Below are 11,439 nucleotides of genomic sequence, written 5' to 3' on the forward strand. Positions count from 1 at the left end.
TGCTCTCATGGACCGGTGACGTCGAGCGAGCGGCAGCTGGTCTCCTCCGGAGCGGTGTGGGAGGACGTCGTCGGCTACTCCCGCGCCGTGCGCGTGGGCCCGTGGGTGAGCGTGGCCGGGACCACCGCGGCGCTGCCCGGCGGTGGCGTCGTCGGCGGCGACGACCCCGCCGAGCAGGCCCGTGAGGCGCTGCGCCGCATCGGCGCCGCGCTGGAGCAGGCGGGTGCGTCGCTGGCCGACGTCGTCCGCACCCGGATGTACGTCACCGACATCGCGCGCTGGGAGGAGGTCGGTCGCGCCCACGGCGAGGTCTTCGGCGCCGTCCGCCCCGCCACGTCCATGGTCGAGGTCAGCGCGCTCATCGCCCCTGAGCTGCTCGTCGAGGTGGAGGCCGACGCCGTCGTCGTCCTGCCCTGAGGCGCTCAGGACGACGACGGCGGGCGCGGTCAGCGCAGCTCGGAGGCCAGCAGGGAGCCGATCCAGCCGTCGTCGCGGTGGCCGCGGGCCACGAGCAGGCCCCGGACCTCGCCCTCCACCCGGAAGCCGCACTTCTCCGCGACGCTCCGCGAGGCGTGGTTGCCCACCACCGCGCGCCAGTGGACGCCGACCAGGCCCAGCTCGTCGAAGCCCCAGGCCAGCAGCGTCCGGGCGGCACGGGTCATGACGCCGCGGCCGCGGGCGGCGGGGTGCAGGCCGAAGCCGATCTCGGCCCAGCGAGCCTCGCCGAGGCGGAGGTCGACCGTGCCGGCGAAGCGCCCGTCGAGCTCGACGGCGCACGAAGCCATCGACCCGTCGGCCCACCCGGCGTCGACCTTGTCGAGGAAGCCCTGCACGTGGTGGCGCTCGTAGGGCACGGGGACCGAGGTCCACCGCTGCATGTCGGTGTCGGAGCACTGCTCGAAGATCGCGTCGGCGTCCTCGGGGCGGTGGCGGCGCAGCAGCACGCCGCCACCGGCGTGGAGGACGGGCGGCTCGGGCAGAGGTGGGTGCTCGGGCGCGGTGGGTTCCACCCGGACCACGGTGGCAGGACGACGGCGGCTCCGGCCAGGGGGTTTCCAGTGGTCAGCCCGCAGAGGCCACGGCTGGGAGCACGTGCTCGCGGTACCAGTCGCTGTGCAGCACTCCGTGCGGGTCGACCTCGTGCTGGTGGGCCACCACGTCGGGCAGCTCGGGGTAGGCGCGCAGCAGCTGGTCGGGCCGGGCCCAGCGGTGGTAGGTGAGGAAGTAGCTGCCGCCGCGGTCGAGGGCGAGGTCGATGAGCCGCTGGAACGCGGCGGCGCTCTTCGCGGTGCCAGCCGGGGTGTGCTCGGTGTGGATGTTGAGCACCAGGCACGCGGAGCGGCGGCGCGCCCACGGCAGCGCCGTGTCGACGTCCGCCTCGACGAACCTCACCGTGCCGTAGACGACGTCGACGGCGTGCTCTCGCAGGTCGTCGGCCACGGCCCGGGTGAAGCCGGCGAGCTCAGCGGGAGGCACGTACAGCTCGCCGATGACCTCGCTGGCCGGCGGTCCGCCGAGCGCGGCGTCGATGCGGCGGTGGTAGCCGTCCTCGTAGTCGGCCAGCTGGTGGGTGTCCGACCAGTACCGCTGGCCGGAGGTGGCCAGGTAGTGCCGCGCGTACCGGTCGAACGCCGTCGCCTTGTCGCGGTGGGCCAGCTCCAGCAGCTCGGCCCAGTCGCCTCGGGAGAGCGCCAGCTGGCCCTCGGGGACCACGTGGGCGCTCTCGTCGTCGTCCTGCCCTCCAGTCCCTCCGGCGTCGAGCGGCCGGTAGCAGGAGAAGACGCCCTCGCGCAGGAAGCCGGTCGAGGCCGGGTCGACGGCGGGCTGCAGGTCGCCGTAGAGGTACCCGGACGCGACGCGCTCAGCCACCTGCGCCGCCAGCTGCTCGGTGGTGGAGAGCACCACGTCGCGCTGGAGCACGCGCCGCGGCGCCAGCCGGAGCACCACCGAGGTGAGGACGCCGAAGAGCCCGTACCCCCCGAGGACCGCGCGGAAGAGGTGCGGCTCGTGCTCCCGGCTGAGGTGGGTCGCGCGGCCGTCGGGCAGCACCACGCGCACGGACTCGACGTCGGCGGCCAGGGGGGCCATGGCCAGCCCGCGACCGTGGGCGTTGACCGAGACCGAACCGCCGAGGCTGAACCTGTCGGCGCCCGTCTGCTTCTGCCGGACGCCCCACCGCCGGCTGCGCGGCAGGTGCGCCTGCTGGGCGGCCAGGGCCGTGACGAGCCGCGGCCACTGCACGCCCGCACCGACCTCCACCAGACCGCGGGCGACGTCGACGGGACCCACCGCGTCCAGGCCGCTCGCGTCGAGCAGGAGCCCGTCGGTGGCGAACTGCTGGCCGCCCATGGCGTGCCGCCCGCCGGCAGCCGTCAGCCGCAGGCCTCCGGCGCGCGCACGGGCCAGGGCGGCCGCCACGTCCTGCTCGGTGCGCGGGCGGAGCACCTCGCGCACACGAGTGGCGTTGAGGGCGGAGTGGACGTCGTCGACCAGCACGCCCGTCAGCGTGGTGCTGCGCTGGTGACGAGGTCGTGACGGGCGCGCCGCGGTGACCGTCACTAGGGTCGACGGGCATGGCGAGGAAGTCGGTCGAGGGCCCAGCGGCGAGCGCGACCGGAGGTGTCAGCACCTCGCGGGAGTCGGAGCGCAAGTTCTCCCTCGGTGAGGACGCCACCCTGCCCGACCTGGTCGGCGCCGGCCGCGTCGCCTCCGTCGACGACGCCGTCACCCACGACATGGTGGCCGTCTACTACGACACCGCCGACCTGCGCCTGGCCCGCGAGGGCGTCACGCTGCGCCGCCGCCACGGCGGCTCCGACGACGGCTGGCACCTCAAGCTGCCCGTCGGCTCCAGCTCCGACCGCGACGAGCTGTCCGTGCCGCTGGCCGACGGGGGCGCTCCGCGCGAGGAGGGCGGTCCGCCGACGGTCCCGGCCGCCCTGACCGCCCTCGTCACGGCGCTCGTGCGGATCTCCCCGCTCGGGCCGGTCGCCGAGCTGCGGACCCACCGCGAGGTGCGCGTGCTGCGGGACGCCGAGGGCCGCGCACTCGCCGAGGCCGCCCTCGACGACGTCGAGGTGGCCGTGCCCGACGGCGCGGGAGAGGGCTCGTCCGGGGTGGTGCCGGGCCGGTTCCGCGAGCTGGAGGTGGAGCTGCTCGACGACGGCGACGAGACCGACCTCGACGCCGTCTCCGACGCCCTCGTCGCAGCCGGCGCGGTGCTGGGCGCCCAGGTCTCCAAGGCCAAGCGGGCGCTCGGCGCCCCGGCCACCGCCCTGTCCGACGTGCCCGAGCCCGGCGAGGTGGGTCCGCGCTCGTCCGCCGCGGACCTCGTGCGCGCCTACACCGCAGAGCAGGTGCGGGCGCTGCGCCGCCACGACCTCGGCGTGCGCCGCGGCGAGGACGACGCCGTGCACCAGATGCGCGTGGCCGCCCGCCGCCTGCGCAGCGGCCTGCGCGTGTTCCGTCCCCTGCTCGACCAGGCCTGGGCCGACGACCTGCGCAGCGAGCTCGCCTGGCTCGCCGGGGAGCTGGGCGCCGCCCGCGACGGCGAGGTGCTCGCCGAGCGGCTCGCCGTGGCCCTCGACGCCCTGCCCGCCGACGTCGACGCCACCGACGCCGCCCGCCTGCTGCAGGCCCTCCTGGCCGAGCAGCACCGCGACGGCGAGGCCGTGGCCCTCGCAGCGCTGAGCTCGGACCGGTACACCGCGCTGCTCGACCGGCTGGTCGCGGCGGCCGCGGCCCCGCCCACCACGGAGGCGGCCGAGGGTGAGTGCCGCGAGGTGCTGCCGCCGCTCGTGCGCAAGGCGTGGAAGAAGCTGGCGCGCGAGGTGGCCGCCCTCCGGATGGCCGGCGACGACGACTCCTGGCACGACGCCCGCAAGACCGCCAAGCGCGTCCGGTACGCCGCCGAGGCCGTCACCCCGGCGCTCGGCAAGCCGGCCAAGCGGTTCGCCAAGCAGGTCGAGCGCGTCACCGAGCTGCTGGGCCAGCACCAGGACGCCGCCGTGGCCGCCGACGTGCTCGCGCACCTCGCCACCGACCGCAGCCGCGCCCTGCACCTGCCGCGCAGCGCGGCCGCCGCGGCGAAGGTGGGCTTCGCGCTCGGGTCGCTGCACGCCGCCCAGCGGGCCGAGGTGCGCGTGCTGCGCGCCGACCTCCTGGAGATCTGGCCCGAGGTCTCCCACGGGGGCCACCGCGCCTGGCTGGGCTGACCACTCCCGCGTCCCGTCGTGCAGAAAGGATCGGGGCGTGATGCTCCTGCCGGACCGCTCCGACGTCGACCGCGAGCGCCTCGCGGTGTCCGCAGCCCGGGCGCTGGGCCTGCCGGGAGGCGTCGTCCTCGGCGAGGAGCTGGGAGGGTCGCAGCGCTCGCTCGTGGTGCGTGCCACGGCGGACGGGCGTCCCGTCGTCCTCAAGCTGCCGCTGACCGACCCGGAGGCCGCGGCCCGTGAGGAGGCGGCGCTGCGGGTGGCGGCGGGCAGCGGTGCGCCGGGCGTGGTGCCGCTGCTGGGCGTGGGGGAGGACCCGCCGGTGCTCGTCCTGGCCGACCTGGGGGCCGCGCCGACCCTGGCCGACCGGCTCCTCGGCGACGACCCCGCCGCGGCCACGGACGCGCTCGTGGCGTGGGGCTCGGCGGTGGGGAGGCTGCAGGCGGCCACCGCGGACGCCCGGCCCACCTTCGAGGCGGCGCTGGCGTCGGCCTCACCCCTGGGGGCGCCTGACGCCGACGGCGTGCGCGACGCCGTGGCCGACGCGGTCGCCGTCCTGCGGCGCGAGGCGCCGCGCCTGGACCCCCGCGCCGCCTTCGACGACGACACCGCGGACGAGCTCACCGCGCTGGTCGACCACCTCGACCGCGCCGAGGCACCGCGTGGGCTGGTCCCCGGAGACACCTGCCCCGACAACGCCGTGCTCGTGGAGGCGGGTGCGGGGGCGCCCGACGGCGTGCGGCTGCTCGACTTCGAAGGGGCCGCGCACCGGCACGTCGCCTGGGAGGCGGCCTACCTCGCCCTGCCCTGGCCGTCGTGCTGGTGCAGCTGGCGACTGCCGGACCACGCGGTCGAGGCGGCTCTGGCGGCGTGGCGGGAGGCCGTGGCCCCAGCCGTCCCGGCGTCATGCAGCGCTGCGGACCTCGCCTCTGACGTCGACGCCGCCGTCGTCGCCTGGACCGCCGTCAGCGCCGCCTGGTTCCTCCCCAGCGCCCTCGAGGGCGACCACGGGACCTCCGACCCGGCGCGCGACCACCTCGTCCCGCGGCGGCGGGCGCTGCTGCAGCACCGGACCCGGGTGGCCGCGGAGCGCGCTGCCGCGACCGGCGCGTGGCCGGCGCTCGCGGGCTGGAGCGAGCGGCTGCACGCGGCAGCCGTCAGCGCCTGGGGCGACCGGCCCCTCGACCTGGCCCCCGCCTACCGCTGACGCTGCGAGGAGGCGCCGGGCGCGGCAGGGTGGAGGCGTGCCGAAGATCTCCGAGAAGCCCATGCCCGCCGACGTCCTCGAGCTGTTCCGCAAGCCGAACCCCGCGGTGATGGCGACCGTGGCCAAGGACGGCCGCCCGGTCACCGTGGCCACCTGGTACCTCCTCGACGACGACGGCCGTCTCCTCCTCGGCCTCGACGCCAGCCGCGCGCGGCTCAAGCACCTCACCGACGACGGCCGCGTCTCGCTCACGGCGCTGGCCGAGGGCGACTGGTACACCCACGTCAGCGTCCAGGGCCGCGTGGTGGAGGTGCGCGACGACGAGGGCCTGGCCGGCATCGACAGGATCAGCCGCCACTACACCGGCGACGACTACCCCAACCGCACGAGCCCCCGAGTGCTCGTCTGGGTGGAGCTGGACCGCTGGCACGGCTGGGGCGGCGCCGCCGACTGACGGCCGGTGGCCCTGGCGTCAGACGCTGAGGAGCTGCTGCCCGAGGTAGCCGCCCTGCGGCACCCCGGGGAAGACGGCCCAGACGCCGGACGCCGTGTGCTCGAGGTACTCCGACAGCGCGTCCTGGCGGGCCAGGGCCGTCTGGATCGGGATGAAGGCCTTCCGCACGTCGCGCTGGTAGGCCAGGAAGAACAGGCCGGCGTCGAGGTGGCCGAGACCGTCGGTGCCGTCGGTGAAGTTGTAGCCGCGGCGCAGCATCTGCGCGCCGCCGTTCATCGACGGGTGCGCGAGCCGCACGTGGGAGGACGCCGGCAGGGTCCGCGCGTCGAACGCGTCGTGCTCGCCGGCGTGGCCGAGCGGCGCCCCGGAGCCCTTGGTCCGCCCGATCACCTGCTCCTGCTCCTGCAGAGAGGTGCGGTCCCAGGTCTCGATGTGCATCCGGATCCGCCGCGCCACGAGGTAGGAGCCGCCCGCCACCCAGGCCGCCGCCCCCTGCTCGTCGGAGGGCTGCACCCACACCTGGTCGTCGAGAGTGGCCGTGTCGGAGGCCGCCGGGTTGGCGGTGCCGTCCTTGAAGCCGAAGAGGTTGCGCGGCGTCGGGGCGCCCGGGTCCACCGTGGCCGCCCGCCCGTACCCGAGCTGCGCCCACCGCACCGCGGCGCGCCCGGCAGCGATGCGGGTGAGCGTGCGGATGGCGTGCACGGCCACCTGCGGGTCGTCGGCGCAGGCCTGCACGCACAGGTCGCCGTCGGAGCGCTCCGGCACCAGCGCGTCGGCGGGGAACGCCGGCAGGTCCACCAGCGCCGCGGGGCGCGCGGCAGCCAGCCCGAACCTGTCGTCGAAGAGCGACGGCCCCGCTCCCACGGTCAGCGTGAGCCGGTTGGCGTGCAGGTCCACGGCCTCGCCGGTGTCCGACGGCGGCGCCAGCGGCCTGCCGCCGGTCGCCCCGCCCGCGCCGACCTCCTTCCCGGCGGTCAGCGCCACCGCAGCGGCGGTCCAGTCCTGCAGCAGCGAGACCAGCTCGTCGCGGGAGGTGGCGGTGACGTCGAACGCGGCGAAGTGCAGGTTGGCCTGCACGTCGGTGGCGATCCCGGCCTGGTGCTCGCCGTGGAACGGCACCACGGACGCCGAGCCCCCGCCGGCCCCCGAAGACCCTGACGACGAGCGAGCCGACGCCTCGGCCGCCACCACGCCGGCACCCACGAGCCCGGCGCCGACCGCACCCGAGCCGAGCGCCGCCAGCAGCCCGCGGCGCGAGACGCCGCCCGACGGTGCGGCGGGCGCGCTCGTCGTCGTCCTCGGAGTCTTCGGTGCCACTGCTGTCAGGCCTGGCCCGCTGCGGCGGCGCCCAGCTGCGACAGCGGCTCGGACAGGGCGTCGACCGCGCGGGCGAGCTCGCGGCGCTGGTCCTCCGTCACCTTCTCGTAGGAGACGTAGCCGCCGGGGACGCTCGGGTCGGCGTAGGGCGCGAGCGCCGCCTGCACCGCGGCGAACTGCGTGGTCAGCTCCGTGACGAGCGTCGGGTCGTTGGTCTGCACGATGGGCGTGAGCACCTCGAAGGCCTTCTGCGCGCCGTCGACGTTGCCCTTGAAGTCGACGAGGTCGGTGTGGCTGAACGCCTCCTCCTCGCCGGTGATCTTGCCGGTGGCCACCTCGTCGAGCAGCTCCTTGGCACCGTTGCCGATGGAGTTGGGCGTGATGGCGGCGTTCGGCACGCGCTGGGCGAGCTCCTTGACGTCCAGGAGCAGCTGGTCGGCCACGGGCGCCACGGCCGCGAGGTCCTCGCCGGTCCACAGCGCCTTCTCCAGGCGGTGCCAGCCGGTGAACTCCTGGCCCTGCTCGAGGTCGGCCTCGCGGACGTCCATGCGGGGGTCGAGGTCACCGAAGCTCTCCGCCACCGGCTCCACCGACTCCCACCCCACCCGCGAGGGCGCGTACAGCGACTGCGCCTTCGCGCGGTCACCGGCGGCGACCGCGTCGCGCAGCTGCTGCACGAGCGGCACGGTGGCGTCGGCCTGCTGCTGGACGTAGGCGCGGTAGGCGTCGACCGCGGTCTGCTCGGCGGCGGTCAGCTCCGAGGTGCCGCCGGTCACCGCGATGGCCTGGCGGATGCCGTCGCCGACCATGCCGGGCTTGCACGCCACCTGGTACTTCCCCTCCGTGAGGTCCACGGTGAGGTCGTAGCTGGTGCCGGGGCCGATGTTCTCCTTCTCGGTGACGATGCGGTCGCCGTCGTAGACGTAGACCTCCGTCACCTGGCTGCCGGTGTTGGTGATGGAGAAGGTGGTGACGCCACCGGGCAGGTCGGTCTTCGCCACCTCGCACGCGCCGTCGGAGGCGTTGATGGCGACCGACGCGTCAGCGGCTCCGCCGGACGCGCCCTCGGAGACCTCCGCCGACGACGACGGCGCGTCCACCAGGGCCCCGCAGGAGCTCAGCGACAGGGCGGCCAGCGAGGCCAGGGGCAGGACGAGCAGGGCGCGGGCGCGCGAGGGCACGGGGACTCCTGGAGGCGGGGGATCGGGGGCGTGGCTGGCCGGTCGCGAGGGGGCGCGGCGCCGGCGGGTCAGGCGCGGGCGTCCGAGGGGACGGCCCGCAGCGACGTCGACGGGGACGGCGCGGCCGGGGCGGCGGGGTGGCGGCGCGGGCGGAGGTAGAGCGCCAGGACGGGCACCACGTACGCCGTCCACGCGATCGCCTGGGCCCAGGTGGTGTCGGGGGAGAAGTTGAAGACGCCCTTGAGCAGCACGCCGTACCAGCTGGCCGGGGGGATGGCGGCGCTGACGTCGAAGGCGAGGGAGTGCAGACCGGGCAGCACGCCGGCCTCCTGGAGGTCGTGCACGCCGTACGCCAGCACGCCCCCGGCGACGACGACGAGCGCCGCGCCCGTCCAGCTGAAGAAGCGGCGCAGGTCCACCTTGACGGCCTGGCGGTACAGCGCCCAGCCCAGGACCACGGCGGCGGCCAGGCCGAGCAGGGCCCCGACCAGCGGCTGCCACGTCTGGCCGGTGGCCTGTCCGGCGGCGTAGACGAAGAAGACCGTCTCCAGGCCCTCGCGGCCGACGGCGAGGAAGGCCGTCAGGCCCACGGCGAAGCCGCTGACGCCCACGGCGGCGCGCATCTTGTCGGTGAGGTCGGTGGCCAGGGTGCGCCCGGCCTTCCGCATCCAGAAGACCATCCACGTCACGAAGGCGACGGCGATGATCGATAGGGTGCCGCCGAGCAGCTCCTGCGCCTCGAAGGTGAGGGCCTTGGCCGCCACCGCCAGCGCCACCGCGATCGCCACCGGGAGGGCGACGGCCACGGCCACGCCACAGCGGACCGCTCCCAGGCGGTCGCGACGACCGGTCTTGACCAGGAACGCCACGAGGATCGAGACCATGATCGTGGCCTCGAGGCCCTCGCGGAGGCCGATCAGGAAGTTGGCGATCACACCGGGTCCTTCGAGCTCGCCGGGCGCGACGCCGTGATCGGCGCCGTGTGAGGCGAGCCTAACCTCAGGCTGGGTCGGCGTCGGTCAAGAGAGGGTAAAGGTTCCGCGGGACCGCGTGCGCCTGGTCACACGCCGTGGCCAGGGGGTCGTGCAGCGGGTCAGCCGTGCAGCGCGCGCGCCAGCACCCCGGCGGTCAGCTCGCGCTGCCACGGGCGGGCGCCGGCGTCGGCGAGCCAGGTGCTGACGCCGTCCTCGCTGGCGTCGGCCGGGGGCTGCCAGCACAGGCGGCGCACCGCGTCGGGGGACAGGAGGTTCTCCAGCGGCACGCTGACCTCCTCCGAGAGCTCGGTCAGCGCGGCGCGGGCGCGGGTGAGGCGCTCGGCGGCCTCCGGGTCGCGGTCCTTCCACGCGCGCGGCGGGGGCGGACCGTCGGTGGGCAGCGAGTGCGGGGGCAGCTGGGCCTCGGGCAGCGCCCGGGCCCTGTCGAGCGCCTCCAGCCAGCGAGCGCCGAGGCGTCGGTTGGCGGGCCCGGAGAAGACCGGCAGGGCGGCCAGCTCGCGGGTGGTGGTGGGCATGGCCTGCGCCGCGGCCACCACGGCGCGGTCCGGCAGGACCCGGCCGGGCGCGGTGTCGCGCTTGCGCGCCAGCTCGTCGCGGGAGAGCCACAGCTCGCGCACGGCGGCCAGCTGCCGCCGCTGGCGGACCGCGTGCAGCCCGGAGGTCCGCCGCCACGGGTCGGTGCGGGGAGGGGCCGGCGGGGCGTCGCGCACCGCGGCGAACTCCTGGCGGGCCCACTCGAGCTTGCCCTGGGCGGCGAGGTCCGCGGCGAGCGCGTCGCGCAGGTCCACCAGCAGCTCCACGTCGAGCGCGGCGTACACCAGCCACGGCTCCGGCAGCGGGCGGGTGGACCAGTCCACCGCGGAGTGCTCCTTGGCCAGGCGCACCCCGAGCAGCCTCTCGACGACGGCGCCGAGGCCCACCCGCTGGTAGCCGGCGATGCGGCCACCCAGCTCGGTGTCGAACAGGTCCCCGCCCGGCCGTAGGCCCACCGCGGCCAGGCAGGCCAGGTCCTGGTTGGCGGCGTGCAGCACCCACTCGGCGTCGCCCAGGGCCACGCCCAGGGCGGACAGGTCCGGCAGGGCGCGCGGGTCCACCAGCACCGTGCCCGCGCCCTCGCGGCGCAGCTGCACCAGCTGGGCGTCCTGCCCGTAGCGGTAGCCCGAGGCCCGCTCGGCGTCCACGGCCACCGGGCCGGAGCCCGCACCGAGGGCCTCCACCACGGCGGCGAGGGCCTCAGGGGTGTCCGTCAGCGCCGGCAGCCCGTCGGCGGGAGCGACCAGCAGCGGGAGCTCGACGGCGTCGTCCGCGGGCGCGGCGACGGCCCCGGGGACCTCAGGGGTCTCCGGGGCCGTGCCGTGTCCGGACTCTGTGCTGCTGGGCGATCTGCTCATGTCAGCCGCCCATTCTGCACCGCAGGACGGGGTTCAGGAGATGACGCCCGCCCGCAGCGTGATGAGGACCATCTCGGCGCGGTCTCCGGTGCCGAGCTTGCGGGCGATGCGCGCCAGGTGGCTCTTCACCGTCAGCGCCGACAGGCCCAGCTCCTCGCCGACCTCGCGGTTGGAGCGGCCGTCGGCCACCAGCTGCAGCACCTCGACCTCGCGGGCCGACAGGCTGGACAGGCCGTCGGGGGAGGTCGGCACCACGGGCGCCTCGGTGCCGCGCGCGGCGGTGGACAGGAAGCAGCGCACCCCTGAGGACAGCGCGGAGCGCACCGTCCACGGGTCCTCGGACGTCGAGACCACCACGGCGCGGGTCCAGCCCGCAGCGCGCAGGTCGCGGGCCAGCGCCACGCCGGCGCCGTCCTGCAGACCGGCCTCGATGACGCACAGGTCGCCCTGGTGGTGCACCGCGGCGCGGCGCGCCTCGGTGACCGAGCTGGCAGCGACCACGTCGCTGGCGCCGAGGGCGCGCAGCACCCGCACGGCCACCTCGCGCGCCGCCAGGTCCTGCACCGCCACGAGCGCGGTGGTGCGACGTCCCCGCGCGACGGCACCCGCGCGCGGTGCGCGAGCGAGCGCGCTCTCCGCCATGGTCGTCATCCCTGACCTCCTGCTCCTGCCGCACCCGGTCG

Annotated in this window: 11 protein-coding genes; 4 read left to right on the forward strand and 7 right to left on the reverse strand. The window is 76.1% G+C overall.

From position 1 onward, the window contains the following. The first annotated feature begins 15 nt into the window (after positions 1-15). Entirely contained in the window at positions 16-417 is a 402-nt protein-coding gene (locus FMM08_RS03360; RefSeq protein WP_147924962.1) for a RidA family protein, read from the forward strand. Positions 418-446: 29 nt separating this feature from the next. On the opposite strand, the gene FMM08_RS03365 is transcribed toward FMM08_RS03360, so the two are convergent. Continuing rightward, positions 447-1,010: a GNAT family N-acetyltransferase gene (locus tag FMM08_RS03365; protein ID WP_187279525.1), complete on the reverse strand. Its 564-nt coding sequence runs from the start codon at positions 1,008-1,010 to the stop codon at positions 447-449. 52 nt (positions 1,011-1,062) lie between these two features. After that, positions 1,063-2,496, reverse strand: coding sequence for an FAD-binding oxidoreductase (locus FMM08_RS03370; RefSeq protein ID WP_147924964.1), 1,434 nt, complete (start codon positions 2,494-2,496; stop codon positions 1,063-1,065). A 77-nt stretch (positions 2,497-2,573) separates the two neighbouring features. Between FMM08_RS03370 and FMM08_RS03375 the strand changes: the two genes are divergently transcribed. The 3 genes from FMM08_RS03375 to FMM08_RS03385 are packed head-to-tail and all read left to right on the forward strand — an operon-like array spanning position 2,574 to position 5,872. Beyond that, complete coding sequence (locus FMM08_RS03375) at positions 2,574-4,214, forward strand: CYTH and CHAD domain-containing protein (protein ID WP_147924965.1); 1,641 nt, start codon at positions 2,574-2,576, stop codon at positions 4,212-4,214. Positions 4,215-4,251: 37 nt separating this feature from the next. After that, positions 4,252-5,418 carry a phosphotransferase family protein gene (locus FMM08_RS03380; RefSeq protein ID WP_147924966.1) on the forward strand — a complete coding sequence of 389 codons (1,167 nt, stop codon included), beginning with the start codon at positions 4,252-4,254 and terminating at the stop codon, positions 5,416-5,418. A 46-nt stretch (positions 5,419-5,464) separates the two neighbouring features. Continuing rightward, complete coding sequence (locus FMM08_RS03385; RefSeq protein WP_147925274.1) at positions 5,465-5,872, forward strand: TIGR03618 family F420-dependent PPOX class oxidoreductase; 408 nt, start codon at positions 5,465-5,467, stop codon at positions 5,870-5,872. An 18-nt stretch (positions 5,873-5,890) separates the two neighbouring features. Here FMM08_RS03385 and efeB read toward each other — a convergent pair whose 3' ends face one another. From efeB to FMM08_RS03410, 5 genes are all read right to left on the reverse strand, one after another. Further along, a complete protein-coding gene (gene efeB, locus FMM08_RS03390; RefSeq protein WP_147924967.1) occupies positions 5,891-7,189 on the reverse strand; it encodes an iron uptake transporter deferrochelatase/peroxidase subunit in 1,299 nt (432 codons plus the stop codon). 5 nt (positions 7,190-7,194) lie between these two features. After that, positions 7,195-8,370, reverse strand: a complete 1,176-nt coding sequence (gene efeO, locus FMM08_RS03395) for an iron uptake system protein EfeO (RefSeq protein ID WP_147924968.1) — start codon at positions 8,368-8,370, stop codon at positions 7,195-7,197. Between the two features lie 68 nt (positions 8,371-8,438). Continuing rightward, positions 8,439-9,305 (reverse strand): iron uptake transporter permease EfeU, encoded by an 867-nt coding sequence (gene efeU, locus FMM08_RS03400; protein WP_147924969.1) that lies wholly within the window; start codon positions 9,303-9,305, stop codon positions 8,439-8,441. Between the two features lie 158 nt (positions 9,306-9,463). Then, positions 9,464-10,756: an HRDC domain-containing protein gene (locus FMM08_RS03405; protein ID WP_147924970.1), complete on the reverse strand. Its 1,293-nt coding sequence runs from the start codon at positions 10,754-10,756 to the stop codon at positions 9,464-9,466. A 33-nt stretch (positions 10,757-10,789) separates the two neighbouring features. Continuing rightward, entirely contained in the window at positions 10,790-11,407 is a 618-nt protein-coding gene (locus tag FMM08_RS03410) for a response regulator transcription factor (protein ID WP_222710366.1), read from the reverse strand. Between the last annotated feature and the right edge of the window lie 32 nt (positions 11,408-11,439).

Origin of the sequence: Quadrisphaera setariae (genome assembly GCF_008041935.1) — a bacterium.
Classification (GTDB): Bacteria; Actinomycetota; Actinomycetes; order Actinomycetales; family Quadrisphaeraceae; genus Quadrisphaera; species Quadrisphaera setariae.

Coding starts and splice junctions, on each gene's coding strand:
- FMM08_RS03375 (WP_147924965.1), top strand. CDS start 2,574: ATGGCGAGGAAGTCGGTCGAGGGCCCAGCGGCGAGCGCGACCGGAGGT.
- FMM08_RS03405 (WP_147924970.1), bottom strand. CDS start 10,756: ATGAGCAGATCGCCCAGCAGCACAGAGTCCGGACACGGCACGGCCCCG.
- FMM08_RS03410 (WP_222710366.1), bottom strand. CDS start 11,407: ATGACGACCATGGCGGAGAGCGCGCTCGCTCGCGCACCGCGCGCGGGT.